The 24,682-nt window shown below is 66.2% G+C and carries 21 protein-coding genes and 1 other RNA gene; 15 read left to right on the top strand and 7 right to left on the bottom strand.

Features of this window, described 5'->3' with window-relative positions; genetic code table 11:
- Nucleotides 1–137: 137 nt before the first annotated feature.
- The 3 genes from QRM60_RS03490 (at nt 138) to QRM60_RS03480 (ending at nt 1,808) form a co-directional block, all read left to right on the top strand.
- A complete protein-coding gene (locus QRM60_RS03490; RefSeq protein WP_223647649.1) occupies nt 138–1,301 on the top strand; it encodes a PAS domain S-box protein in 1,164 nt (387 codons plus the stop codon).
- Complete coding sequence (locus QRM60_RS03485) at nt 1,294–1,656, top strand: response regulator (RefSeq protein WP_285445616.1); 363 nt, start codon at nt 1,294–1,296, stop codon at nt 1,654–1,656. The genes QRM60_RS03490 and QRM60_RS03485 overlap by 8 nt, the downstream gene beginning before the upstream one ends.
- Nucleotides 1,657–1,733: 77 nt before the next feature.
- Nucleotides 1,734–1,808, top strand: a non-coding RNA gene (locus tag QRM60_RS03480) — sX9 sRNA.
- A gap of 58 nt (nt 1,809–1,866) precedes the next feature.
- Here QRM60_RS03480 and QRM60_RS03475 read toward each other — a convergent pair.
- Together QRM60_RS03475 and QRM60_RS03470 are read right to left on the bottom strand one after the other, a co-directional pair.
- Nucleotides 1,867–3,225: a glycoside hydrolase family 16 protein gene (locus tag QRM60_RS03475; RefSeq protein ID WP_285445615.1), complete on the bottom strand. Its 1,359-nt coding sequence runs from the start codon at nt 3,223–3,225 to the stop codon at nt 1,867–1,869.
- Nucleotides 3,226–3,453: 228 nt separating this feature from the next.
- Complete coding sequence (locus tag QRM60_RS03470) at nt 3,454–3,723, bottom strand: DUF2798 domain-containing protein (RefSeq protein WP_042596814.1); 270 nt, start codon at nt 3,721–3,723, stop codon at nt 3,454–3,456.
- 129 nt (nt 3,724–3,852) lie between these two features.
- Between QRM60_RS03470 and QRM60_RS03465 the strand changes: the two genes are divergently transcribed.
- A complete protein-coding gene (locus QRM60_RS03465; RefSeq protein ID WP_115555616.1) occupies nt 3,853–4,836 on the top strand; it encodes a LysR family transcriptional regulator in 984 nt (327 codons plus the stop codon).
- A 161-nt stretch (nt 4,837–4,997) separates the two neighbouring features.
- Here QRM60_RS03465 and QRM60_RS03460 read toward each other — a convergent pair whose 3' ends face one another.
- Entirely contained in the window at nt 4,998–6,578 is a 1,581-nt protein-coding gene (locus tag QRM60_RS03460; protein WP_285445614.1) for an alpha-L-arabinofuranosidase C-terminal domain-containing protein, read from the bottom strand.
- 274 nt (nt 6,579–6,852) lie between these two features.
- Between QRM60_RS03460 and QRM60_RS03455 the strand changes: the two genes are divergently transcribed.
- Entirely contained in the window at nt 6,853–7,908 is a 1,056-nt protein-coding gene (locus QRM60_RS03455) for an aldose epimerase family protein (protein ID WP_285445613.1), read from the top strand.
- A gap of 268 nt (nt 7,909–8,176) precedes the next feature.
- Here the strand turns inward: QRM60_RS03455 and ccsA are convergent, their stop codons facing one another.
- Nucleotides 8,177–8,974: a cytochrome c biogenesis protein CcsA gene (ccsA, locus tag QRM60_RS03450; protein ID WP_011036390.1), complete on the bottom strand. Its 798-nt coding sequence runs from the start codon at nt 8,972–8,974 to the stop codon at nt 8,177–8,179.
- A 289-nt stretch (nt 8,975–9,263) separates the two neighbouring features.
- Here ccsA and ffh point away from each other — a divergent pair, with 289 nt between their 5' ends.
- The 9 genes from ffh to rplS all read left to right on the top strand — a co-directional run bounded on the left by ffh (nt 9,264) and on the right by rplS (nt 17,250).
- On the top strand, nt 9,264–10,640 hold the full coding sequence (gene ffh, locus QRM60_RS03445; protein ID WP_043921677.1) for a signal recognition particle protein: 1,377 nt from the start codon (nt 9,264–9,266) through the stop codon (nt 10,638–10,640).
- A 100-nt stretch (nt 10,641–10,740) separates the two neighbouring features.
- Nucleotides 10,741–11,970 carry a hypothetical protein gene (locus QRM60_RS03440; RefSeq protein WP_285445612.1) on the top strand — a complete coding sequence of 410 codons (1,230 nt, stop codon included), beginning with the start codon at nt 10,741–10,743 and terminating at the stop codon, nt 11,968–11,970.
- Between the two features lie 262 nt (nt 11,971–12,232).
- On the top strand, nt 12,233–13,072 hold the full coding sequence (locus tag QRM60_RS03435; protein WP_115555619.1) for a DUF2314 domain-containing protein: 840 nt from the start codon (nt 12,233–12,235) through the stop codon (nt 13,070–13,072).
- A gap of 1 nt (nt 13,073) precedes the next feature.
- Nucleotides 13,074–14,168 (top strand): nitronate monooxygenase, encoded by a 1,095-nt coding sequence (locus QRM60_RS03430; protein ID WP_285445611.1) that lies wholly within the window; start codon nt 13,074–13,076, stop codon nt 14,166–14,168.
- Entirely contained in the window at nt 14,159–14,956 is a 798-nt protein-coding gene (locus tag QRM60_RS03425) for an aminotransferase class IV family protein (RefSeq protein WP_285445717.1), read from the top strand. Before QRM60_RS03430 ends, QRM60_RS03425 begins: the two co-directional genes overlap by 10 nt.
- A gap of 108 nt (nt 14,957–15,064) precedes the next feature.
- On the top strand, nt 15,065–15,325 hold the full coding sequence (rpsP, locus tag QRM60_RS03420) for a 30S ribosomal protein S16 (RefSeq protein WP_011036396.1): 261 nt from the start codon (nt 15,065–15,067) through the stop codon (nt 15,323–15,325).
- Nucleotides 15,326–15,368: 43 nt separating this feature from the next.
- Nucleotides 15,369–15,881: a ribosome maturation factor RimM gene (gene rimM / locus QRM60_RS03415; RefSeq protein WP_011036397.1), complete on the top strand. Its 513-nt coding sequence runs from the start codon at nt 15,369–15,371 to the stop codon at nt 15,879–15,881.
- A 58-nt stretch (nt 15,882–15,939) separates the two neighbouring features.
- On the top strand, nt 15,940–16,698 hold the full coding sequence (trmD, locus tag QRM60_RS03410; RefSeq protein ID WP_042596825.1) for a tRNA (guanosine(37)-N1)-methyltransferase TrmD: 759 nt from the start codon (nt 15,940–15,942) through the stop codon (nt 16,696–16,698).
- 144 nt (nt 16,699–16,842) lie between these two features.
- Nucleotides 16,843–17,250, top strand: coding sequence for a 50S ribosomal protein L19 (gene rplS / locus QRM60_RS03405; RefSeq protein ID WP_011036399.1), 408 nt, complete (start codon nt 16,843–16,845; stop codon nt 17,248–17,250).
- A gap of 987 nt (nt 17,251–18,237) precedes the next feature.
- On the opposite strand, the gene QRM60_RS03400 is transcribed toward rplS, so the two are convergent.
- Nucleotides 18,238–19,713, bottom strand: a complete 1,476-nt coding sequence (locus tag QRM60_RS03400) for an MATE family efflux transporter (RefSeq protein ID WP_115555622.1) — start codon at nt 19,711–19,713, stop codon at nt 18,238–18,240.
- Between the two features lie 545 nt (nt 19,714–20,258).
- Here QRM60_RS03400 and QRM60_RS03395 point away from each other — a divergent pair.
- Entirely contained in the window at nt 20,259–20,666 is a 408-nt protein-coding gene (locus QRM60_RS03395; protein ID WP_115555623.1) for an RNA-binding S4 domain-containing protein, read from the top strand.
- Nucleotides 20,667–21,010: 344 nt separating this feature from the next.
- Here the strand turns inward: QRM60_RS03395 and katG are convergent, their stop codons facing one another.
- Entirely contained in the window at nt 21,011–23,257 is a 2,247-nt protein-coding gene (gene katG / locus QRM60_RS03390) for a catalase/peroxidase HPI (protein ID WP_115555624.1), read from the bottom strand.
- A 307-nt stretch (nt 23,258–23,564) separates the two neighbouring features.
- Nucleotides 23,565–24,179, bottom strand: a complete 615-nt coding sequence (locus QRM60_RS03385) for a DUF937 domain-containing protein (protein ID WP_115555625.1) — start codon at nt 24,177–24,179, stop codon at nt 23,565–23,567.
- Between the last annotated feature and the right edge of the window lie 503 nt (nt 24,180–24,682).

Genomic DNA, 24,682 nt, shown 5'->3' with positions numbered 1-24,682 from the left:
GGAGGGCGGTCATGGTAGCCGATAAATTTCACACGCAAATCGCCGGTTTTTTGACGGATTTACAGCCGTGTTGGCTTGCACATTGCCTTCACGGCTCCGTCACTATGGTCGCGCGCTTTTCCGGGGGAAACCGCGCGATGGATGCGGAAACGGCCGTGGACAGCGTTGGGCCGCTTTCTTACGACAGCCGGCAATGCCATCTGTTGGTGCAGAGCGTGTCCGACTACGCGATCTATCTGCTGGATACCGCGGGCTTCGTGCGTAGCTGGAATCCCGGTGGCGAGCGCATCAAGGGCTACCGCGCCGACGAAGTGCTCGGCACGCATTTCTCGCGGTTCTATCTGCCCGAAGATGCCGAGCGTGGCGAGCCTGCCCGATCGCTGGACACGGCGTTGCGCGAAGGACGCTTTTCCGCCGAGGGCTGGCGCCTGCGCAAGGACGGCAGCCGCTTCCGGGCCAGCGTGGTGATCGAGCCGGTGCGCGAGCATGGCGTGCTGATCGGCTTTGCCAAGGTCACCCGCGACATCACCGAGCGCCATGAAGCCCAGCAGTTGCTCCAGCACGCGCAGCAGGCGTTGCTGCAATCGCAGAAAGTCGAAGCGCTGGGGCGCCTGACGCTGGGTTTGGCGCACGATTTCAACAACCTGCTGACGGTGATGGTGACCAGCCTGGACCTGATCGCGCTGCGCGCCGGCGAGGATGCACGCACGCGCATGCTGGTGGAGGCCGCGCAGACCGCGGTGGATCGTGGCACCTTGCTGACCCGGCAGCTGCTCGCCTTCGCCCGTGGACAACGGCTGGTGCCCGAGCGCCACGCACCCGCGGCGGTGGTGGAGCGCTCGCTCGAATTGCTGCGGCGCGCCTGCCCGGCCGGCATCAGCCTGCGCGTGGACTTTGCCGACGCGCTGCCCGATGTGCGCGTGGACCCCGGCCAACTGGAGGCAGCCTTGCTCAACCTGGTGTTCAACAGCTGCGATGCGATGCCTGCCGGCGGCAGCATCGTGCTGTCTGCGTCCACGCAACAGCGCGCACCGCTGGACGACCCGCACGGCTCCGCGCGCGCCTATGTCGGCATCGCCGTCAGCGACACGGGCCCGGGCATGTCTGCGCAGGTGGCGCAGCGTGCGAGCGAGCCGTTCTTTACCACCAAGGAAGTCGGCAAGGGCTCCGGCCTGGGCTTGAGCCAGGTGCACGGGTTTGCCGCGCAATCCGGCGGCTTTGTCGATCTGCAGACCGCGCCCGGCCGCGGCACCACCGTGACCCTGTTGCTCCCGGCAATTCTGGAGGCCGAGCATGACTGATTCCCTGCGCTTGCTGATGGTCGAAGACCAACAGGAACTGCGCGATCTCATCGGCGAAGCGCTGCGCGACGCCGGCATCACCGTCGATACCGCCGACGATGGCCACAGTGCGCTGCGCATGCTGCGCGAGAACGGCCCCTACGACGTGGTGTTCAGCGACATCCGCATGCCCAACGGCATGTCCGGTATCGAACTGAGCGAACAGGTGAGCCAGTTGCTGCCGCAGGCACGCATCATCCTGGCCTCGGGCTTTGCCAAGGCACAGTTGCCGCCGCTGCCGGCACAAGTGGATTTCCTGCCAAAACCCTATCGCCTGCGCCAGCTGATCGGGCTGTTGAAGGGCGAGGCCGGCTGAGTCGCCTTACTGCTCAGAGCAGCTATCAAAACGACTGCGCAGCCGCCAGGCGGGCGCGGCCGGTGCTCGGAATCCTCATGTACCCACGTACACTCCGGTTCCTCCGCGCCGTCCGCACCCACCTGACGGCTGCTCGCTACGTTTTGTTAGCCGCTCTTAGTCTGCATCGCCGCATGCGTAGCGATGCAGACAAGGGTGCGCTGCCGGCGCTCAACGGCTCTGGTAGTAGACCTTGTCGATGGCGATCTCCACCGGGCTCGCCGGCGGGTCGGCCACCAGCATGAACATCTGTTTGACCGATTGCAGATCCAGATCGTAGAAGGCACTGAAGGGGATGCTCACCTCGTGCCACACGCCATCGCGCACCAGGCCGTACTGATTGCCGCCCGGCACGAAGTCCACCCAACTGTCGCCAAAGCTGGTGTTGATGCCGATCTTGAAGGTCGACGGCGTGGTGGTCTTCAGATGCAACTTGAGTGACCCGCCCGCGTAATTGCGCATGTCACGGTAGTCGGTCTGGATGCCCAGTCCATACCAGGCGCCGGCATTGGCGCGGTAGGCCATCACGTTGCCGCCTTCGAACGGCGCCTGCGCGATCGGGTCGAGGTTGTTCCACAGATACAGCTGCGCGTCCTGGCCGAAGGTGAGCCGCGCAGCGGTGTCGGTCTGATCGGTGAACACACCAAAGCGCCCGGCCGGCGCGGTGTGTTGTGCGCCCACATACAGCGACGCGCCGGGGTTCTGATACAGCCGCAGGTAATCCACTTCCATCTTGCCCGGCAGCGGCGCGGTCACACCGCCCGGCGTGTTGATGCCGGTGAACGTGCCGCCGACAGCCAGATTGAGCAGCAGGTAATGCTGCTGATGGAATTCGTGCAGCGAGGCGCCTTCGATATTGGAGATCGCAAATTCGAAGTACTGCTGGCCGTCGATGCTCATGCGGATGACGTTCGGGTCCCAGGTCATCCGGTACACGTGGAAGTCGTTGTGCAGGTTCACCGGGTGGGTGTAGCTGGTGTCGTAGTCGGCCTGCGCGCCGTTGTAGTCCCAGTGCACGGCCGCGCCGATGCGCCGATTGGCGGTGCCGTTGGCGATTGCCGCGGCCATGCCGGCTTCCATCAGATCGATCTCGCCGCGGCCGGGCCACACGCCGATGGTGCCGAGCATCCAGTACGCCGGCCACAGCCCGTTGCCGACCACCGGCGTCTTGATGCGTGCTTCCAGCGTGCCGTACTTGAAGTGCATGCGGCCCTCGGTCTTGAGCCGCGCCGACGTGAACGGCATGCCTTGAAACGCTTCACGGCGCGCTTCGATCACCAACCGCCCGTCTTCGATGCGCGCGTTCTCGGGCCGGCTGGTGTAGTACTGCATCTCGCCGTTGCCCCAGCCGCACAAGCCGATCTGGCAGCCATTGCCGACGTCATAGGTCCACGTGTTGCCGTCGATGGCGGGGCCGTTGAAATTGTCTTCCCACACCAGTGTTTGTGCGCGCAGCTGCGGGGTGAGCGCTGCACAGGCGGTTCCCAGTAGCACGGCGACCTGCACAGCAACATTGCATCGCATGTTCATTGCCTCTGTCTCCAAAACGAACCCGGGTTCGTGGAGGGGCGACGCTGCGCAGCCGGTGGTACAGAGTCAAAGCAATTTGCGGTTGTAGTTCAGTTCCGTGGATTTCATTCCGGAATCATTGCGGCCAGCCATGACGGCGGTCGCAAACCGGCTTGGCGCGATGCTGCGCGGCAGCACCTGCCTGCGGTGGCAAACCCGGCCGCTGCCGGCAGCCACAGGTGGCGCAGCTCAGCGCGGCGGATGCACGGTCCAGGCCACCAGTTGGACGACCAATGGGCGCACCACCAGCACACAGCAAAATGCAGTGGGCATGGCAATACGGTAGGCATCCAGCACCCGCCACAGGTAACCGGCAGCCAGGCCGGTGTTGGCGCCGGTGATCACCAGGCACATCAGCAGCGCCATGATCGCGGCCATGTAGAACGCGAACACGAACGGGGTGGCGCGCACGCCCAGCTTCCAGCGAGCACGGGCTACGGCGGTGGGGGTGGATGACATGCGGTGGCCTCGGGTGGAGTGCGGTGGAGCGGCCACTGTAGAAGCGGCTCACCCAGGCCGGTAGATCGCGTAGCCTTGTGGCTTACGTAAGCAAATCTTACGAATCCATTGGTAACACTGGCTGGGCATATGAACATTCTTCAGTCCATTCGTAGTTTCGTCAGCACGGTGGATGCCGGTAGCATCGCCGGCGGCGCCAAGCGCCTGGGTGTGAGCCCGGCCGCGGTGAGCCAGAACATCGCGCGCCTGGAGCAACACCTGGGTGTGCGCCTGCTGCACCGGACCACGCGCAGCCTGGCGCTGACCGAACGCGGCGCGCTGTACGTGGAGCAGGTGCGGCAGATCGAACGCGACCTGGAGCGCGCGCGGCAACTGGTGGCCGGCCCGCAGCAGGCCCCGGCCGGCCGCCTGCGCGTGGCCAGCACCGCCGCCTTCGCGCGGCATGTGCTGGCGCCGATGTTGCCGTCACTGCGGCAGCGCTACCCGCGGCTGGAGATCGAACTGCTGTGCACCGACCGGGTGGTGCAGCACGCGCAGGAAAGCGTGGATGTGAGCCTGCGCATCGAAGCCCAACTGGAGGACGGCCTTGTCGCGCGCCACATCGCCGATGTGCCGTTCGTGGTGTGCGCAGCGCCGGCGTATCTGCAGCGCTGCGGCGCGCCGCAGACGCCGGACGAGCTGAAATATCACGACTGCCTGCTGCTGCGTTACCCGGTGGATGGGCGCTACTTGCGCTGGAATTTCATCCGCGATGGCGTGCGCTTCCAGCCCGACCTCGGCCGTGCGCTGGTCAGCGACGATGTCGATGCACTGGCCGCGATGGCCGCGGCCGGCGGTGGCATCACGCGCCTGGCCGCGTTCGTGGTGCAGCCGTATCTGCTGCGCGGACAGCTGCAGCCGCTGTTCGTTTCCGGCACTGGCGGCACGGCCACGCCATTCGCGCTGGAGCCGCTGCGGCTGTATCTGTGCGTAGCAGACCGGCACGACTTCACCCCCAAGGTGCGCGCCTTCATGGAGCACGTGCTGGAGCGGCTGCCGGACGACTGGCGGATTTCGCTGCCCGCGTTACGCGAAACACTTGCGCGCCCGACCGACGCGGAGTCATCCACATAGTCGTCAAAGAGCGATGCGCACCAATCAGCAGCCCTGCGCACACACCATGCATCTGTGAGCACCCGTCATGCCGCCATCGCGCACGCGGTGCGGTGTGCAGGCGTGATGGCAGCGTGGCGGCGTCCCCCAGCGCTGCATGCGTCGCCCGCAGCGCTGCCACGTCAACGCAACTTGAGCATCACGATCGCCCGCGCCGGCAGCGCCACCTGCAGCGTGTTGCCCTGGATCCGCGCGCCGGTGAAGGCGGTTGGTTGCACGGTGCGGGGCGCAGCGAAGGTGTTGTGCGCGGTGATCGTCGGTGCGGTGAGCAGTTGCCCGTCCACGCCGCGCATGCTGACCCCGTCCACCGCCACGCTGACCGTGGCCGGGCTGTTGGCATCCAGATTGGTGAGTGCCACATACACATGCCCATCCTTGGCCTTGACCGCCGAGCCATGCACGGCGGGCACGTGGGCATCGCCATGCCGATAGTCGGGGGTCTGCAATTGCAGCGGCAGGTGGGTGGCATCCTGGAACGGCTTGTACATCGCAAACACGTGATAGGTCGGGGTCAGCACCATCCGGTCGCCATCGGTCAGGATCATCGCCTGCAGCACGTTGATCATCTGCGCGATATTGGCCATGCGCACGCGATCGGCATGCGCACTGAAGATGTCGATGTTCAACGCTGCCACCAGCGCATCGCGCAGGCTGTTCTGCTGGTGCAAAAAACCCGGGTTGGCGCCAGGCAGGCCGGCGTACCAGGTGCCCCATTCGTCCACCACCAACGCCACTTTCTTGGCCGGGTCGTAGCGGTCCATGATCGCGCTGTGCTTGGTGATCAGCTCGTCCATCACCAGCGTGCGCGACAGCGTCTCGATCCAGGCGGCTTCGTCGAAGTCGGTGGAGGAGGCGCGCGGCGGCCAGCCGCCAGGCACGGTGTAGTAATGCAGGCTCAGGCCATCCATGAGCGTGCCCGCCTCGCGCATCATTACCTCGGTCCAGTGGTAATCGTCGTTGTTGGGGCCGGGCGCAATCTTCAGGATCTTCTGGTCGGACGGCGCCTTGACGAAGGTCTGGTAGCGCCGATACACATCGGCGGCGTACTCCACCCGCATGTTGCCGCCACAGCCCCACAACTCATTGCCGACGCCGAAGAACGGCACCTTCCACGGCGCCTGGCGGCCGTTGGTGCGGCGTTGCTCGGCCAGGCTGGAGCGCGTGCCGGCGGTCATGTATTCCACCCACTGTGCAATTTCGTCCGGCGCGGCATTACCGACATTGCCAGCCACGTACGCGTCGGTGCCCAGCAGCTCGGTGAAGTCCATGAATTCGTGCGTGCCGAAGCGGTTGGACTCTTCCACGCCGCCCCAGTGCGTGTTGACGCTGATCGGGCGTTGACCGGGCGCGCCGATGCCATCGCGCCAGTGGTACTCGTCAGCAAAGCAGCCACCGGGCCAGCGGATGTTCGGCACCGCAATCGCCTTCAGTGCCGCCAGCACGTCGTTGCGATAGCCGCGCGTGTTGGGAATGGAAGACTCCGGTCCAACCCAGAGACCGCCATACACGCCGTTGCCCAGGTGCTCGGCGAACTGGCCGAACAGATGCCGCGACACCTGCGCGCCTGGCTTCTCTACCTGCAGCGTGCCGCGCACCTGCACATCGGCCGCCTGCGCTCCATTGCCGCTCAGCGTCAGTGCGATCAGCACGGCCGGCAACAGCCATGAACGCGGGTGCCGCAAGGTGTTGGAAATCCACTGCATCGGTGTGCTGCTCCTGTCGAGGAATGGGCGAGGGCAAGTGCGGGGGCGGTGCGTCGGCGAGCGCTGGCGCTGCAAGCGTAGTGCGTGCGGCCTCGCCTGTCTGCGCCACAGGCCACGTTGCTTCCTGCCACATCTGCAGGCTGGCAGGCTCTGCCGCCTGCGAGTGCGTGGTGGCGTACCAGGTGGCATCGCATCGCCAGGATGTGCGCCGCGCCATGGTGCCGGGCCGGTGGCGCCGCTATGCTCGCCGCTCACTTCATCGGCGGGTGTCTTCATGCAGCGAGTGTTCGGAACCTTGGCGGACGGTGTCCAGGTGCATGCGCTGCGCTTGCGTGGCGATGGCGACCTGGAAGCGGAAGTGCTCACCTACGGCGGCATCCTGCACGCGCTAGAACTGACCACCCCGCAAGGCCGCGTGCCGCTGGTGCTGACACTTCCCGATCTGCCCGCCTACGCCGCCGACAACGACAGCCTCAACATCCTGGTCGGCCGCTTCGGCAACCGCATCGCTGGCGCCCGCTACACCCTGGACGGCGTGACCCACGTGCTCGCCGCCAACGAAGGGCGCAACCAACTGCATGGGGGGCTGCGTGGCTTCGGGCGGCGCGTGTGGGAGGTGCTGGAGCAGGTGCCGAATCGGGTGGTGCTCGGCTACACCTCGCCCGATGGCGAAGAAGGCTACCCCGGCACCTTGCAGGTACGCGCGCAGCTGCAGGTGCAGGGCAATCGCCTGCATCTGGATTTCGAAGCGCACTGCGATGCCCCCACGCCGTTGAACCTCACCCATCACCCGTATTTCAATCTGTCCGGTGACCCGCAGACACGCGCGGCCTCGCAGGTGTTGCGCGTGCCTGCGGACCGCTATCTCCCCGTGGATGCCGAATCGATCCCGACCGGCGAAATCGCCTCGGTCGCGGGGACGCCCTTCGATTTCCGCACGCCTGCTGCGCTGGCTGACCGCGTGGTTCCGGATCACCCGCAGATCCAGCTCGGCAAGGGCTACGACCAGTGCCTGGTGCTGGCGAAGGACGCGCACAACGACTGCATCGCCGAGCTGTACTCACCGCAGAGCGGCGTTGCGCTGCGCATCACCAGCGATGCGCCGGCGGTACAGCTGTACGAAGGCCAGCATCTGGACAGCCACCATCCCGGCCTGGGGCGCGGCGTCTGCCTGGAACCGCAGGACTATCCGGATGCGCCCAATCAGCCCGGGTTCCCGCCGGCGATCCTGCGCCCGGGCCAGGTCTATCGGCGGCGCATTGCCTACCACTTTGCGGCCCCCGGGCCGGAGCAGCCGTGGACGTCGGTGGTCGCTGCGCTGGATGCGTGAGGGTGGTCGCGGGGCTGCTCCTGCAGACGAGATCGTCCGGCGCGTGCGTCGATGACGCCCGGCGTGGCGGTGAGGTAGCGGCGCGTTGCTGGTCGTGGCTGTAACTGCAGCCACCTCGGCGGCCGCAGTGCGTCTCAGCGCAGCGAGCGTACACAGCCGGTAACACCGGCCTTAGTGATCGCTAACATTGCAGACTGGCGTGCCTGATCAATCGCGAGCGATGGATAGGCCTCGACGCCTCAAACATCGCCGCATCGCGCCACCGCCCTCAGCCGCCGCGCGGCCCCAACACCAGTTCAATCACGAACTTGCTGCCGAAGAACGACAGCACCAGCAACGCCATGGCGGTCAGCGTCCAATGCACGGCCTTGGTGCCGCGCCAGCCGTTGCGCCAGCGGCCGATCAGCAGCGCGCCGAATACGATCCACGAGAGGATGCTCAGCACGGTCTTGTGCAGCAGCCGCTGGGCCAGGAAGTCCTGCACGAACAGCAGGCCGGTCAGCAGGGTCAGCGTGAGCAAAATGAAGCCCACCGTGATCGTGCGGAACAGCAGTGTTTCCAGCTCGGTCAATGGCGGCAACGCCCGCAGCCAGGTGTGGAAGTCGCGCCGGCGCAGCGCACGCTCCTGCAGCCACAGCATGATCGCCAGCAACGCGGCGATCCCCAGCGTGGCGTAGGCCAGCAGCGCCATCCAGGCATGCAGCTCCAGCCGCCAGCCCAGATCCGCGCTGGGTTCGTGGCCGTAGCCGTGGTAGCAGGCCAGCAGGATTGCCGCCAGCGGAAACACCACCACGCCCACCGCCGCCATGCGCCCGCGTCCGCCAAACACCGCGGTCAGCCCGGCCATGCCCAGCCCGGTCAGCGACAGTGCCGCGAAGAAGTGCATGTCCGGCCCGCCCGCGGTGCGAAACGCCACCAGCACGTGGTAGCCGGCATGCAGCGCCACGGCCGCCAGGGCCGGCAGCAGCCAGCGCGCGGGCGACTGGTTGCCATCGCGCAGTACGGCGCGGGTGAGCAGTCCGGCGGCCAGCAGGTACAGGGCAAAGGCGATGAGAACGATTGTCATCGTTGAAGTTTCGCATATTGGTGGGGCCGGGATTCGGGAATCGGGATTCGTGAAGCAGCAGCTGTGGGTCGCGAGAGTTGAGAGGCTGGCAGCGAGCAGTCGTGGGGCCGGGCATCGACCTGGCGCTTGTCGGGCTGGCGGCGACGCGGGCGGCCTGGGCGGCCTGGGCGAGCTGACCATGTCGGGCAGGACAGGGGCGCTGGTCCCGGGTAGCGGCCCTGGCCGGGGCAGGCCGTCAGCCGGTGCCGCTATAATCGGCACCCGTTTCCCCTTACGCGGTCCCTTGCGCATGTTCGAGTCCCTTACCCAACGTCTCTCCGGCACCATGGAGCGCCTGCGTGGCCGTGGCCGCCTGACCGAGGAGAACATCCGCGAAGCCACCCGTGAGGTGCGCATTGCGCTGCTCGAGGCCGACGTCGCGCTGCCGGTAGTACAGGCCCTGATCGAACGCATCAAGGTGCGCGCGGTGGGCCAGGAAGTGCTCAAGTCGCTGACCCCCGGCCAGGCGCTGATCAAGATCGTGCGCGACGAGCTCACCGCCGTCATGGGCGCCGCCGCTGCCGACCTCAACCTCAATGTGCCGGCGCCGGCCATCATCCTGATGGCGGGCCTGCAGGGTGCGGGCAAGACCACCACCGTGGGCAAGCTCGCCAAGCACCTGAAGGAAAAGCGCAAGAAAAAGGTCATGGTGGTATCGGCCGACGTCTATCGCCCGGCCGCGATCGAGCAGCTCAAGACCCTGGCCGAACAGGTCGGCGTGCTGTTCTTCCCCTCCGATGCCTCGCAGAAGCCGGTGGACATCGTGCGTGCCGCCATCAGCGACGCACGCAAGTCCTTCGCCGACGTGCTGCTGGTCGATACCGCCGGCCGCCTGGCGATCGATGCGGCGATGATGGACGAGATCAAGGCGCTGCACGCCGCGGTCAATCCCACCGAAACCCTGTTCGTGGTCGATGCGATGACCGGCCAGGACGCGGCCAATACCGCCAAGGCCTTCGGTGAGGCACTGCCGCTCACCGGCGTGGTGCTGACCAAGACCGACGGCGACGCGCGCGGTGGTGCGGCCCTGAGCGTGCGCTACATCACCGGCAAGCCGATCAAGTTCGTCGGTACCGGCGAAAAGACCGACGGCCTGGACGTGTTCCATCCGGACCGCGTGGCCAGCCGCATCCTGGACATGGGCGACGTGCTGTCGCTGGTGGAGCAGGTCGAGCACAGCGTCGACCAGGAAAAGGCCGCCAAGCTCGCCGCCAAGGTCGCCAAGGGCAAGAAGTTCGACCTCAACGACATGAAGGAACAGCTTGAGCAGATGCAGAACATGGGCGGCATCCATGGGCTGATGGACAAGCTGCCGGGCATGGGCCAGATCCCGGACAACGTCAAGCAGCAGGTCACCGGCAAGGAAGTGCCGCGCATGATTGCCATCATCAACTCGATGACCAAGAAGGAACGCCGCAATCCGGCGTTGCTCAACGGCTCGCGCCGCGCCCGCATCGCGCGCGGCTCCGGCATGCAGCCGGCCGACGTGAACAAGCTGATGAAGCAGTACCAGCAGATGGAAAAGATGATGGGCAAGCTGGCCGGCGGCGGCATGAAGGGCCTGATGCGCAACATGAAAGGCATGATGGGCGCCATGGGCGGCCGCGGCGGTATGCCGTTCCGCTGAGTTCCAGGCGCTGACGCGCATGAGTACCGTGGCTGGTAGACGGTGCCTGGAACTCGCGCTGGCGATCACGCTGGCGCTGCAGTCGACCACTGGCTGGACGGTGCTGCTGGCGGTGGTGGTGTATTGGGTGGTGGTCGTGGTGGTCGCCGGGCTGATCGATGAACGCGCCGAGGCGCGCGCAAACGTCGCTGGTGAACCGCCGGGTGCAGCTGCGGTGTCCGATACCCCGCCGACGCCAATGCCGAAGTCGAAGTCGAAGTCGAAGTCGGCCATCCGCCTGGCGGCATTGCCGAACACGCCGCTGCGGTCCGCTGATCTGCGGCCTGGCCTGGACACGCCGCGTCAATGGCGACGCCATGTCATCGACGTCGCCGCCTACGAAGAAGAGCGTTACCCGCGGCAGGACGTCTGTACGACGGTCGATGTTTTCCTGCGGACAGGCGATGCGCTGGTGCTCGCTTTTCACCGCGCACCGAACGACGGCGACGCACCTGCGCAGTGGCGCTGCGATCTCTGGCGTCCCGCCGCCAACCATCCGCAGTGGCTGGACGTTTTCGCAACGCGCGAGGTGCGTGTGTCGGTCGGGCAAACCGGCGTGTACTCAGTCGGCATCGGTCAGGCGTATGGCCCTTCGCCAGGTGTAGTGAGTCTTTGGGTGTGCGTGCCGGAGCCGGACCGGCTTGCGCTGCCGTGGCGGCCCGCGCATGGCTCGCATCTGCGTTATGAACAGTGCGATGACGGCACGCCAAGAGTGCGTATCGAAGACGAAGCGCGTGTGCTGCCGCATGCGCAATTGGAAACGACGACAATGCGTGCGGCGCCAAGCGGGTCGGTGCTGTTATTCGGCAGCGCGCAGGATGCGTGGGACGTGACGGCAGCGCCGGATCCCGCTTCGTCATGGCGGGAAGAAAATACCCATCTTCATCGTTATTTTCTGCAACTGAGCCAGGGCGATGTGCTGGCTCTGGAATGCGCCTGGGCCGCCGAACACTTCGACCAGCCGCTGCCCTTGCCCGACAATTGCACCGGGCGCACCCAGGGCGAGCTGCGTGTTTTCAAGCTCGTCCGTGGCCCGGATCTCGAGCACCTATGGGCAAGTGCGGCAACACCTGCGTGCAGGCAAATCACCTGCATCGCCGATGGCTTCTATTGCCTGGAAGTTCGTCTCTTCGGTCCGGCGGCGTGGCGCACGCGGCCCTCATCGGCATTTGTCGACATTCGCCTGTGGGGTGCGTTTGTGCAGCGTCCCCAGGCCGTGCGCGCGTTCGCATTGCGCGATGTGATGGTGGAAGACTGGTACCGGGATGTCCTGCCGTTGCCGTTGCAGTAACTGATCGGCGTTGAGCGCCATGCCGCGTGGGCGCCGGTTCTGAATTTGGCGAGCGCACGCCAGGCGCAGGGACAATGGCCATGATGTCTCCCTGGCCGGGCCGTGCCACGATGGGTTCGTTTTCGCATACCAATGCCTTCCAGCAGCGGTTTGGCTTATGCACTCACGGCTCCGGCATCGCGCTACATCTGTAGTGTACGCGTTGCCCTCGCTGCATGGCTGCAGTAGCGTGTGGCCTCTTTCTTGGCAGGAGCGCCAGCAGATGAGCGATACCCGGATGTATTTCGCAGACAACCAGGATGCCGCGTTGCAGGCGGGCTATATCGCCGCGCGCGACACGTTCAAATTCTTCTGGCGTGAGTTGTCCTGGGAATACCGCCGCATCGTTCCGGGCCTGGACATGGCCGCAGTCAAACTGCCGTTCGCCACCGACAGCGCCGCGCAGGAGGTGCACGGTGCGCCAACGCATGAGCACATGTGGATCTCCGATGTGCACTTCGACGGCGAGCAGATCTCCGGCAGCCTGCTCAACGAACCGGAATGGATCGAAGCACTGACAGCCGGCGACGCGGTGTCGGCGCCGTTCGCGGATCTGGAAGACTGGATGTACGTGGTCGACGGCAAGGTCTACGGCGGCCATACCATCGATGCCATGCGGCGTGGCATGGCGCCGGACGAGCGCGCCGAGCACGATGCCGCCTGGGGCCTGGATTTCGGTGAGCCCGGCGCGGTGCGGCTGGTGCCGGCACAGGCTGCGGCGCGCAAACCGGGTCTGTTCGACAAGATGTTCGGCGGCAAGGGCACGCCTGTTGCGCCAGCGGTCGAAGATCCACTGCAACAGGAGCATCCAATGAGCGAGAACATGGGCCCCAAGTTCGACGAAGGCCTGCGCGATCAGCCGGAGATGGTGCAGCTGCGCGATGACGCAGGCTGGACGCTGTTGCAGCGCGATGCGCTTGCGGGCAATTACCAGCCAGTCGCCTTGCTGCTGCAGCATGGGGCCGACCCCACCTTGCGCACTCCGAGCGGCAAGACCGCGCTGGACCTGGCGCGGCAGATGCAGTGGCCCAGGATCGTGCACTTGCTGGAAGGCGCGCACTGACATGGCCGCCGCCACCCTGGCGACAGATGGTCCCTATGCGCACGTTGCCGCGTTCTGCCAGCGCTTCGGGTTGCGCGTGCCGATCCTGCTCAGCCCGATGGCCGGCGCCTGCCCGGTGCCGTTGTCGGCTGCGGTGGCCGCGGCGGGCGGCATGGGCGCGATGGGCGCTGTGCTCTCGCAACCGCAGGACATCGTGGCCTGGGTGCAGGCCTTCCGGCAGGCCAGTGACGGGCCTGCGCAGATCAATCTGTGGATCCCCGATCCGGCGCCCGACCGCGACGCCGATGCCGAAGCGCGCATGCGTGCATTTCTGGGGCAGTGGGGCCCGGCGGTGGCGGCCGATGCCGGCGATGCCCCCCCGGCTGATTTCGATGCGCAGTTCGATGCATTGCTGGAGGCCCGCCCGGCGGTAGCCTCCTCGATCATGGGCGTGTTCCGGCCCGATCAGGTCAGCCGCCTGAAATCCGCCGGCATCGCCTGGTTCGCCTGCGCCACCACATTGGAAGAGGCACGCGCGGCGCAGGCGGCGGGCGCCGATGCGGTGGTTGCGCAGGGCTCCGAGGCCGGCGGTCACCGCGGCGCGTTTGATGCCAGCCAGGCCGAGCGCCAGATGACCGGATTGTTCGCGTTGCTGCCACGTCTGGTCGACCACCTGGAGATTCCGGTCATCGCCGCCGGCGGCATTGCCGATGCACGTGGAATTGCTGCGGCCCTCACCCTGGGCGCCAGCGCGGTGCAGATCGGCACCGGCTTGTTGCGCACGCCCGAAGCGGCGCTGCCCGGCGCCTGGGCCGACGCCCTGGCGGCCACAGAGCCGGAGCAGACCTGGCCAACACGTGCATTTTCCGGGCGCCTGGGGCGGTCGATCGCCACGGCTTACGTCCGCGCCGCCGCCGCAGTGGACGCGCCACCGCCGACGCCCTATCCGGTTCAGCGCGCGCTGACGGCGGTGATGCGCCAGGCGGCCGCCCGCGAGAATCGCCTCGACGCCTTGCAGGCCTGGGCCGGGCAGTCCGCCTGGATGGCACCCGCGCAGCCGGCCGCCGACCTCGTCACGCAGTGGTGGGCCCAGGCACAGGCACGCGTGTGCCGGTGATCTTCTGCAACGGCGCGCCTGCTACCGCGGCCCAGCTCGGCGCCGCGGCGCTTGTCAACTACGGCCACTTCACCTCGTTGCAGGTGCGTGGCGGCGCCACCCAGGGCCTGGAGCTGCATCTGCAGCGGCTGCAGGAGGGCAGCCGTGCATTGTTCGGACAGGAACTCACTCCCGCGCAGGTGCGTGCGCAGCTACAGACGGCCCTGCAGGCCTCTGCCATGGCCGACGCCAGTGTGCGGATTACCGTGTTCGCGCAGGAGTACGACTTCCGCAACCCGCTGCGCGAGGTGGCGCTGGATGTGCTGGTAGCGGTCTCGCCGCCGCTGGACATGCCCGACACCGGGCTGCGTGTGCAGGTGACCCCCTACGTTCGCGAGCAGCCGGAGCTCAAACATGTCGGCACGTTCCCGCTGCTGCACCTGCGGCGGCTGGCGATGAATGCCGATCACGACGACGTGGTGCTGCAGGACCCGCAGGGCAGGGTGCTGGAAGGCGCGTTCTGGAATCTTGGCCTGTGGGAGCGCGGCGGCGTGGTCTGGCCGCAGGGCCCGGCCTTGCTGGGCACCCGCCAACAGCTGCTGCAGGCCGGGCTGGAGGCGCTGGGAGTCAGCCAGATCCGCCGGCCGGTACCGCTGGACGAACTGGACCGGTTTGATGGGGCGTTTGCCTGTAATGCGCGGGGGCAGCAGGCGATCGTGGCGATGGGGCCGGCCCGCTGGGGTTCGCATACTGCCCAGCTGCCGCTGCTGGCCCAGGCCCTGCAGACCCAGCCCTGGCAAGCGATCTGAGTGATGACAGGCGCTGGCGGCCGGTGGGTTGGCTTCGCCGCCGGGGCCCGCTATAATCGCCGGCTTACCGCGCCACCCTGGCGACTGGGCAACTTAGGACTACACACCATGGTCAAGATTCGACTGACCCGCGGCGGCGCCAAGAAGCGTCCGTTCTACCACATCATCGTGACCGACGTGCGCAGCGCGCGCGACGGCCGCAACATTGAGCGTCTGGGTTATTACAACCCCGTTGCGCAGGGCGCCGAACCGCGCGTCGTGCTGGACGTTGCACGCGTCGACCATTGGGTCGGCCAGGGCGCACAGCTGACCGATAAGGTGCGTAACCTGTATCGCGAAGCCTCCAAGTCCCAGGCCGCTGCGGCCTGATCTTGAGGGCCGGGCATCACTGCCTGGCCCAGAGTCGACACATATGAAGCCGACCGAGCGCCGCATCCTGTTAGGCAGGATTGTCGGCGCTTTTGGTGTCAAGGGCGAGCTCAAGCTCGAATCCTGGACCGAGCCGCGCAGTGCGATCTTCCGCTATCAGCCGTGGATCGTGCGCACGCCGTCGGGTCAGGAGTCGGTGCTCAGTGGAGTCCGTGGACGCGATCAGGGCAAGAACCTGATTGCGGTGTTCCCCGACATCACCGACCGCGACACCGTCGAAGCCATGCACGGGACCGAGATCTATGTGGCCCGCAGTGCGCTGCCGCCGCCCAAGCCCGATGAGTATTACTGGGTGGATCTGGAAGGCTTGCAGGTGGAAACCGTGGAGGGCGTCAAGCTCGGCACGGTCTCGCATCTGTTCTCCACCGGGTCCAACGATGTGGTGGTGGTGCGCGGCGATCGTGAGCGGATGATCCCGTTTGTGTTGCCGGAGTACGTCAAGTCGGTGGATTTCGAGGCCAATCTGATCGTGGTCGACTGGGATCCGGATTTCTGATCGAAGCGGTGCTTCGGCTCCGCTCTTGCTCTCCCCATTCCCCGGTCCCGATTCCCCAGTGCGCATCGACGTCATCAGTCTGTTTCCCGAGTTCATCGCGCAATGCGCGGCGTTCGGCGTGGTCGGGCGGGCGCAGGAACGTGGGCTGCTGGAATTGCAGGGCTGGAATCCGCGCGACCATGCGCAGGGCAATTACCGCCGGGTGGACGACCGTCCCTTCGGTGGCGGCCCCGGCATGGTGATGTTGATCGAGCCGTTGCGGGCCTGTCTGGAAGCGGCGCAAGCCGCCGATGCGCGGCCGGCACCGGTGATCTACCTCAGCCCGCAAGGGCGTCCGCTGACCCAGTCACTGGCGCGCGAGCTGGCCCAGTTGCCACGGATGGTGCTGCTGTGCGGGCGCTATGAAGGTGTCGACGAGCGCTTTCTCGACCAGGCCGTGGACATGGAAATCTCCATCGGCGACTACGTATTGTCCGGTGGCGAGCTCGGTGCGGCGGTACTGGTGGATGTGGTGACCCGGTTGCAGGACGGCGTGTTGAACGATGCCGAATCCGCAGCCCAGGACAGTTTCGAAGGCCCGCAGGGGCTGCTGGACTGCCCGCACTACAGCCATCCATCCAGCCATGCCTGGGGCGATGTGCCGGAGGTGCTGCGGTCGGGCAACCACGGCGCCATTGCGCGCTGGCGGCGGCAGCAATCGTTGGGCCGGACCTGGCTGCGTCGGCCGGAGTTGCTCGACGAGGCCACATTGGATAAGCAGGATCGACGTCTGCTGGAAGAGTTCCGTCGCGAACTTGCCCCGGGCGACGAGAAATAAGGGCTCACCCCTAGCTCTAGCGAAACAGATAGGGGTATAATATGCGGCTTGCTGGCCAGCCTTGCGTCTGGCCCTGCCACGAACCTCGAGCAATCGCCGTGCGGCGACTGCCGGTCCAATATCACCAGACACGCGGTGCCCATCATGAGCAAACTCAACAAGACCATCCTGGCTGACTTCGAAGCCGCCCAGATCCAGCGCCAGCTGCCGGAGTTCAACCAGGGCGACACCGTCGTGGTGAACGTCAAGGTGAAGGAAGGCAACCGCGAGCGCGTGCAGGCCTATGAGGGTGTCGTGATCGGTACCAAGAATGCTGGCCTGAACTCTGCGTTCACCGTCCGCAAGATCTCGCACGGCTTCGGCGTCGAGCGCGTGTTCCAGACCCACAGCGCCATCATCGACTCGGTCGAAGTGAAGCGCCGCGGTAAGGTCCGCGCCGGTAAGCTGTACTACCTGCGTGGTCTGGAAGGCAAGGCTGCCCGCATCAAGGAAGATCTGGCTGCCGCTGCGCAGGCCAAGGCTGCTCGCCAGGCTGCTGCCAAGGCTGAGTAAGTCACATTGGCGGGCTTGTCCCGCCACTGCCAAACAGCCGCCTTCGGGCGGCTGTTTGCGTTTCGGCGTTTGGCTGCCTGCAAGGCGGTAAGCAATGCGATGGCAATGACCGTTGTGGCGTGCCGGTTTGTTGTCGAGTCGTAGCGAGGCTTTCGTACGCGAGGTAGTGCGGCGGGTTGGTTCGACATTGCAGCGCAACTGTCGATGCATTGATGCAGTTAGAGCACACGATGCATTTGCTGTCGGGCGGTAGCGATGCCGAAGCAGGGTTTGGCAGTGCGGCGATGTGGCCCAACCGTGCGGCTCAGCTCTCCTTGCGCTGATGCACACGCTCGTTTCGTGTCGAGTGGTAGCTATGCTGTCGCACGCGCTGTGCAGTGGACGGGTAGTCCAACGTTGCAGCGCAACTGTCGTTGCATCGATGCAGTTAGGGCACGCGATGCGGTTTCTGTCGGACAGTAGCGATACTGGCGCAGACGCTGGTCGGTGCGCTGCATGTGGTTCAACCTTGCAGCGCAGCTATCGTTGCGCCGATGCAGTCAACGCGCGCGACGTGTCACGCGTTCTTCCCGGCGTGAGTCGCTCTGCGTCTTCGATCTGCTGCGGACACAAGCTGCGTAGTGCGTGACTGCGTCATTGGTGGCAGCGCACGCGTCGTGCGGTCAGCGGTAGGGTGCAGTGCTGCCAAGTCGTCTCGTCGCACACATGTGCAGACTGAGCAGGTGACCGAATGACAGGTGGCAGGATCCGCTGGCGTGATATGCGCGGGTCGTCTTTCGGCATTTAGCCATCTTCTACGGAACAGCGCCGTCCGTCATCCGCTTCGCCGGTATCCGCTGTGTTGCCGCGTGCGGCCATCGCGTCTTTTTTGCGCACGTTGCCGTCGGCGTTTCACTGCGTCGGTCACGGCGGTGCAGCACTTCGCGCATCGCGTTGCAGTGCTCGATCGGTCTGCAAAGCACCGCAAACAGCAACTTCGCTAAACGATCAGCGCGGCTGCGCTGCAGGCGGCTCGGTCAGTGGGGCGGGGTCGGCAATCGGGGCGGCTGGGTGGGCCGGCACTTCCGCTGCCGATGCCAGTTCGGAGGGATGCGCCGGTGTTGCCAGCATGCGCGCCTTGCGCCAGCCGCCCCAGCGGTAATACGCCAGCGACAGCAGCATCGAGCAGGCCGAGCTGATCGGAAAGCTCCACCACACCGCGTCCGCGCCGAGGTGCGGCAGCAGCAGGTTGGCCAGCGGCACGCGGACGCCCCATAGCGCGAACGCCAGGATCAGCAGTGGCGGGATGACCGCGCCGGTGGCACGCACTACGCCGGAAACCACGAAGGTCACGCCGAACAGCAGGAACGACCAGATCGAAATGTGGTTGAGGTGGCGCGCGATCTCCAGCGCCGGGCTGTCGCTGGGCAGAAACAATGCCAGCGTCCAGCGGTCGAACAGGATCAGCGGTGCGATGAGCAGGCCGGTCATCAGGAAATTGGCGGCCACACCGGTGCGTGCGGTGGCATCCACGCGCGCCCACAGGCCGGCGCCGACATTCTGCGCGGCCATCGTCGAGCAGGCCGCGCCGAGCGCCATCGCCGGCATCTGCACGTAGTTCCACAGTTGCAGGGCTGCGCCATAGGCGGCAGCGGTATCGGTGCCGAAGCCGTTGACCAGCGTCAGCATCGCGATCATGGCCAGCGAGATCAGCACCATCTGCAATCCCATCGGCACGCCTTTGCCCACCAGCGCACGCAAGATGGCGGGATCGATGCGGAACAGCGCCAGGTCGCGCCGTCCCAGCCACAGCACGTGGCCACGGCTGCGCAGATACAGCAGCAGCCCCGCCAGCGCCACCGACTGCGCCAGCACCGTGGCCCAGGCCGCGCCGGCGATGCCCAGCTGTGGAAACGGGCCAACGCCGAAGATCAGCAGCGGGTTGAACACGATGTCCAGCACCACCGAGAGCAGAAGGAAGCGGAACGGCGTGCGTGCATCGCCGGTGCCGCGCAGGGCGGCCGACAGGAACGCGAACAGGTAGATGGTGGGCATGGCCACAAAGATCACCCGCAGGTAATCCTCGGCCAGCGCCAGCGAGGCCGATGGCGTGCCCATCGCGGCAAGCAGGTGTGGCGCCAGCCACCAGCCGGCAACGGCGATCAGTGCCGACAACCCGCCAAAGAACGTGGCGCTGGTGCCCATGACCTTGCGTGCCTGGGCGATGTCGCGCGCGCCCATGGCCTGGCCGATCAGGATGGTGGCAGCCATGCCGATGCCGAATACCGAGCCGATCAGAAAGAACATGATGCTGTTGGCGTTGGCCGCCGCAGTGAGCGCGGCTTCGCCGAGATAGCGGCCGATCCAGATCGCATTGATCGAGCCGTTGAGCGACTGGGCGATGTTGCCTGCCAGGATCGGCAACGCGAACAGCAGCAGGTTCTTGCCGATCGGTCCCTCGGTCAATACGGCGGATTTGGGCATCGCAGGCCAGCCATGTGCAGAAGCTGCGCACACTAGCATTGCGGGTGTGCGGCATGCATGCGCGGCGGCGCTGCGTTTCGGTTCGGAGGAAATACGCGCTGAAAGGTGGTGTTGCTCCGGCTGAGCTGCGACGGCTGTGTGTGCCTACCGGGATCGGCGCAGTGCCTGCGGGCACGGCGGTGACTACCGGAGTTTTTCTTGAAGGCTTGGCAGGGACGCTCCAGGATTGCTGACACCTGTGCGCGGCGGCGATGGGCGTGAACGCACCAGGCGTGCCGCAGCGACTTTAATTGCGGGCTTTCGGTGCACTGGGGGCCTTGCAAGTACTGCGTGCGCGCGCCCGTAACGCCACATGCGGCGAGCGCAATACCGAAGCGTTCAGGCACCGCGCCGTATACGCCATTGCGCGCTGGCTGGCCTTGCTTGAGTTCCCTGGGGCCGGCCCAAATATCGGAAATCGCAGCAGATCGTTGCCTGTCCCCCGGCAGTTTCGAACGGACGGAGCGCTGCAGCGGCCCCTCAACGGATACGACAAGCACAACGCGATGACTCTACAGGTGGAATCAGCGGTCACGGTCAGGCTGGATGTCTGGCTCTGGGCGGCGCGCTTTTTCAAGACGCGCAGCCTGGCCAAGCATGCGGTGGATACCGGCAAGGTGGATGTGGCCGGTCAGCGTCCCAAGCCGTCGCGTGCAGTGCGCACGGGCGAGCAACTGCGGATCGACCGCGGCGGCGAAATTTTCGAGATCACCGTGGCGGCCCTGAGCGAGGTACGCGGCCCGGCACCGGTGGCGCAGGCGCTCTACACGGAAACCGAGGCATCGCGCGGAGCGCGCGCGCAGTGGCGGCTGCAACGTGCCGCCGAGCGCACCGGGTATCGCCCGCCGGATGGCAAGCCGGACAAACGCGCACGTCGCTTGATCACGGCGCTGGGTGATATCGACGCGTTGTAGCGTTGCGGTTGCGGTTGCGGTTGCGGATGTCGGGCCGGTGATCGTGCGAGGGAGTTGCATGAAGCGCAGCGCATCTCATGCCTTCATCACTCAGCCGTACGACGCGGAATCCTGGTGCCTAAATGCTCTATCGGCCGTACGACGCAGCACCACAGAACGTCAATGCTGCACGCGCCACGCTGCACGTAACGCCATATCGCGGCCACAGTGCGATCGCGCGCAATGCCACAGACGCAAACGCCCCGGCTAACCGGGGCGTTTGTGTTACTGCAGTGGCAGCGCGTGTCGGCAGCAATCGCGCTCGCCCATGACAGCACGCGCAGCAAGCGCGTGCTGCGCTTCACTCAGGCCAGGTCGAAACGGTCCAGCTGCATCACCTTGGTCCACGCGGCCACGAAGTCCTGCACAAACTTCTCCTGTGCGTCGGCGCTGGCATAGACCTCGGCCACCGCGCGCAGGATCGAGTTGGAACCAAACACCAGATCCACGCGGGTGCCGGTCCACTTGTGCTCACCGGTGGCACGGTCGCGGCCTTCGTAGGTTTCCTTGGTCTCCGACGTCGCTTTCCACTCGGTGCGCATGTCGAGCAGGTTGGCGAAGAAGTCGTTGCTCAACACGCCCGGACGGGTGGTGAAGACGCCATTGTGCGACTGCCCGGTATTGGCGCCGAGCACGCGCAGGCCGCCGACCAGTACGGTCATTTCCGGTGCGGTGAGGGTCAGCAACTGGGCCTTGTCGATCAGCAGCGCTTCGGCAGACACCGCGTAGCGGGCCTTGGCGTAGTTGCGGAAGCCATCGGCTACCGGCTCGAGCACTGCGAACGATTCCACGTCGGTCTGCGCCTGCGAGGCATCCATGCGGCCGGGGGCGAACGGCACGGTGACCGCGTGGCCGGCGGCTTGCGCGGCCTGTTCGACTGCGGCATTGCCGCCCAGCACGATCAGGTCGGCCAGCGAGATCTGCTTGCCACCGGACTGGCGTGCATTGAAGTCGGCCTGGATACGCTCCAGCGTGGCCAGCACCTGGGCCAGCTGCGCAGGCTCGTTGGAAGCCCAGTCCTTCTGCGGGGCCAGACGAATGCGCGCACCATTGGCACCGCCGCGCTTGTCCGAGCCACGGAAGCTGGATGCCGAGGCCCAGGCGGTGGCAACCAGTTGCGCAACGCCCAGGCCCGAGCTCAGCACGGTCTGCTTGAGCGCGGCAGCGTCCTGCGCATCGATCAGCGCATGGTTTACGGCCGGGATCGGGTCCTGCCACAGCAATTCTTCGGCCGGCACATCCGCGCCGAGATAGCGTGCGCGCGGGCCCATGTCGCGGTGGGTGAGCTTGAACCAGGCGCGCGCAAAGGCATCGGCGAACTGTTCCGGGTTGGCGTGGAAGCGGCGCGAGATGGCCTCGTACGCCGGATCGATGCGCAGCGCCAGATCGGTGGTGAGCATCGTCGGCAGACGCTTTTTGGAGGCGTCGTGCGCATCGGGAATGATGGCCTGGGCGTTCTTGGCCACCCACTGATGCGCACCGGCCGGGCTCTTGCTCAGCTCCCACTCGAAGCCGAACAGGTGGTCGAAAAAGTCGTTGCTCCACTGCGCCGGGGTGGTGGTCCAGGTCACTTCCAGGCCACTGGTGATGGTGTCGCCGCCCTTGCCGCTGCCGAAGCTGTTGTGCCAGCCCAGGCCCTGGCTTTCCAGGTCGCTGGCTTCCGGCTCGGCCGCTACGTGCGCGGCATCGGCAGCACCGTGGGTCTTGCCGAAGGTGTGGCCGCCGGCGATCAGCGCCACGGTCTCTTCGTCGTTCATGGCCATGCGGCCGAAGGTGTCGCGGATGTCCCTGGCCGCCAGCAGCGGATCGGGATTGCCGTCAGGGCCTTCCGGGTTGACGTAGATCAGGCCCATCTGCACGGCAGCCAACGGGTTTTCCAGATCGCGGGTGTGCTGCACTTCGCTGTCGTCGTCCTTGACCAGCACGCCATGCGCCTGCTCCACGCCCGGCGAGCCGTGCGCGTAGCGGTCATCGCCACCCAGCCACTTGGTTTCGCGGCCCCAGTACAGGTCCTGGTCCGGCTCCCAGGTGTCTTCCCGGCCGCCGGCAAAGCCGAAGGTCTTGAAGCCCATCGATTCGAGCGCGACGTTGCCGGTGAGGATCATCAGATCGGCCCAGGAAATCGCCTGGCCGTACTTCTGCTTGATCGGCCAAAGCAGGCGGCGCGCCTTGTCCAGGCTGACGTTGTCCGGCCAGCTGTTGAGTGGCGCGAAGCGCTGTTGCCCGCGGCCGCCGCCCCCGCGGCCGTCACCGGTGCGGTAGGTGCCGGCGCTGTGCCAGGCCATGCGCACGAACAGCGGGCCGTAATGCCCGAAGTCGGCCGGCCACCAGTCCTGCGAATCGGTCATCAACGCGCGCAGCTCCTGCTTGAGCGCCTGCAGGTCCAGGCGCTTGAAGGCTTCTGCGTAGTTAAAAGACGCCGCCAGCGGATTGGAGCGGGTCGAGTGCTGGTTGAGCAGGTCCACACGCAGTTGCTTGGGCCACCAATCGCGATTGGTGGTGCCGGCGCCGACGACGCTGTGGTTGAAGGGGCACTTTGCTTCGGTAGTCATGGCATTTACCTGGGTGCGGCTGCACGTAGGGAGCTGCGTGCCGGAGGGCGCGCGCTGGTGGAAAGACTGCGGCGGTGGTGAAGCGAATCTGGGCGACGTTGGTGACGCGGGTGCGTCAGGGCGGGGCGGCGGCCGATGGGCGCTGTACGACGACGGGTGTGGACGACAGCGGCTGCATCGGTGGCGGGCTCAACACGGGTGTGGGCACACGATATACAACGCCGATCATTAGCGGAATTCGAATTATCCAACCATATCGATAGCGTCACGCTATGGATAGGACGTGGGTGCCCAGGCGTCGGCGGCGTCAGCGCTTGCCGAACAGGCTGCCGCCCAGCTTCATCACGTCGCCCAGGCCGAGCTGGCCGTCGCCATCCTGGTCCAGCACGCTGCCGAGCAGGCCGCCGACGCTGCTGTCGTTGCGCACATGGCTCTGTTCCTGCGCCAGCGCACTGCCCAGCTGGCTGGTGTCGGCCGTGCCGCCGCCCAGGAAGCGCCTGGCCAGATATGCCATCACGATGGGCGCCAGCAGCTGCAGCAGCTGGTTGGCCGTGCTGGGTTCCAGGCCGGTGGCTTGGCCCAGACCCGCGGCCGCCTGCGGCGCCTTGTCGCCGAACAGGTGACCGACGATGCCGGCGCCATTGGCCTGCGCGCCGCTGGCCAAGCCGCCCAGCAGCGATCCCAACAGACTGCCGAGGTCTGGTGCAGCGGCATGGTCGCGCTGCAACGCGCTGGCCAGCGCCTGCGTGCCGCCGGCCTGTTGACTGTTGCGGCCCAGCGCGCCCATCAGCAAGGGCAGAGCGGTCTGCACCGCCGATTGCGCCTGCTCCGGTGCGATGCCGAGGCGGCTGGCGAGCTGCTGCAGCTGCGGGCCCTGCAGCTGCGCGGCAAGTTGCGAGGTGAGCGAGTCGGAAGTGGTCATCGGTGCCGAATCCTGGTGAGCAAGCGTTGCGGCAGGGTGCGCTTGTCTGGCGCGCAGGGCAATCCGGAGATGGTGCGGGGCGGTGCGGGGAGGGAGGCGTGTATCGGGGCGTCGATGCGAATGCGTTGCGGGGGCGGTGGCAGCGCCTGGAGCGTGCAACGGCTGCGGATCAGTTGCGGTGCTTTAGCTGCAGCAGAGAGCTCCCGGCAGCAGTGCCTAATCTGCGCGGCGCCTGGAATCAGTAGTGGCGTCTTCGGTACAGCACGCAGGAACTAGCAGCATTACTGAGGTGGCGCTGCTAGCGCTGCCAAGCGTGCAACGCAGGTGAGCGTTGTAGCGGTGCCGTGTGGCGTTCCAGCAGCGGCACGATGTCGGTGACGGCCAGAGTGATGCTGGTTACGTGCAGTTCGTTGTCGAGAAAACCACTGGCGATCTGGCGCGCGGCTTACTTCAGGCGTTGATCAGCATTGCGTACACGCAGACCTGGGACGCGATCAGCGCGC

Source organism: Xanthomonas sp. fls2-241-TYG-148 (assembly GCF_030208815.1).
GTDB lineage: Bacteria > Pseudomonadota > Gammaproteobacteria > Xanthomonadales > Xanthomonadaceae > Xanthomonas > Xanthomonas campestris.
Note: the sequence above shows the minus strand (reverse complement) of the source record. Positions and strands in the feature narration are given on the sequence as shown.

Excerpts from the sequence above, each read along its gene's own strand:
- QRM60_RS03455 (WP_285445613.1), top strand. The coding sequence starts at position 6,853 with ATGCAGCGAGTGTTCGGAACCTTGGCGGACGGTGTCCAGGTGCATGCG.
- QRM60_RS03475 (WP_285445615.1), bottom strand. The coding sequence starts at position 3,225 with ATGAACATGCGATGCAATGTTGCTGTGCAGGTCGCCGTGCTACTGGGA.
- QRM60_RS03435 (WP_115555619.1), top strand. The coding sequence starts at position 12,233 with ATGAGCGATACCCGGATGTATTTCGCAGACAACCAGGATGCCGCGTTG.
- rplS (WP_011036399.1), top strand. The coding sequence starts at position 16,843 with ATGAGCAAACTCAACAAGACCATCCTGGCTGACTTCGAAGCCGCCCAG.
- QRM60_RS03400 (WP_115555622.1), bottom strand. The coding sequence starts at position 19,713 with ATGCCCAAATCCGCCGTATTGACCGAGGGACCGATCGGCAAGAACCTG.
- ffh (WP_043921677.1), top strand. The coding sequence starts at position 9,264 with ATGTTCGAGTCCCTTACCCAACGTCTCTCCGGCACCATGGAGCGCCTG.
- rimM (WP_011036397.1), top strand. The coding sequence starts at position 15,369 with ATGAAGCCGACCGAGCGCCGCATCCTGTTAGGCAGGATTGTCGGCGCT.
- QRM60_RS03470 (WP_042596814.1), bottom strand. The coding sequence starts at position 3,723 with ATGTCATCCACCCCCACCGCCGTAGCCCGTGCTCGCTGGAAGCTGGGC.
- QRM60_RS03430 (WP_285445611.1), top strand. The coding sequence starts at position 13,074 with ATGGCCGCCGCCACCCTGGCGACAGATGGTCCCTATGCGCACGTTGCC.
- QRM60_RS03465 (WP_115555616.1), top strand. The coding sequence starts at position 3,853 with ATGAACATTCTTCAGTCCATTCGTAGTTTCGTCAGCACGGTGGATGCC.
- QRM60_RS03485 (WP_285445616.1), top strand. The coding sequence starts at position 1,294 with ATGACTGATTCCCTGCGCTTGCTGATGGTCGAAGACCAACAGGAACTG.
- QRM60_RS03490 (WP_223647649.1), top strand. The coding sequence starts at position 138 with ATGGATGCGGAAACGGCCGTGGACAGCGTTGGGCCGCTTTCTTACGAC.
- QRM60_RS03385 (WP_115555625.1), bottom strand. The coding sequence starts at position 24,179 with ATGACCACTTCCGACTCGCTCACCTCGCAACTTGCCGCGCAGCTGCAG.
- katG (WP_115555624.1), bottom strand. The coding sequence starts at position 23,257 with ATGACTACCGAAGCAAAGTGCCCCTTCAACCACAGCGTCGTCGGCGCC.
- rpsP (WP_011036396.1), top strand. The coding sequence starts at position 15,065 with ATGGTCAAGATTCGACTGACCCGCGGCGGCGCCAAGAAGCGTCCGTTC.
- ccsA (WP_011036390.1), bottom strand. The coding sequence starts at position 8,974 with ATGACAATCGTTCTCATCGCCTTTGCCCTGTACCTGCTGGCCGCCGGA.
- QRM60_RS03460 (WP_285445614.1), bottom strand. The coding sequence starts at position 6,578 with ATGCAGTGGATTTCCAACACCTTGCGGCACCCGCGTTCATGGCTGTTG.
- QRM60_RS03395 (WP_115555623.1), top strand. The coding sequence starts at position 20,259 with ATGACTCTACAGGTGGAATCAGCGGTCACGGTCAGGCTGGATGTCTGG.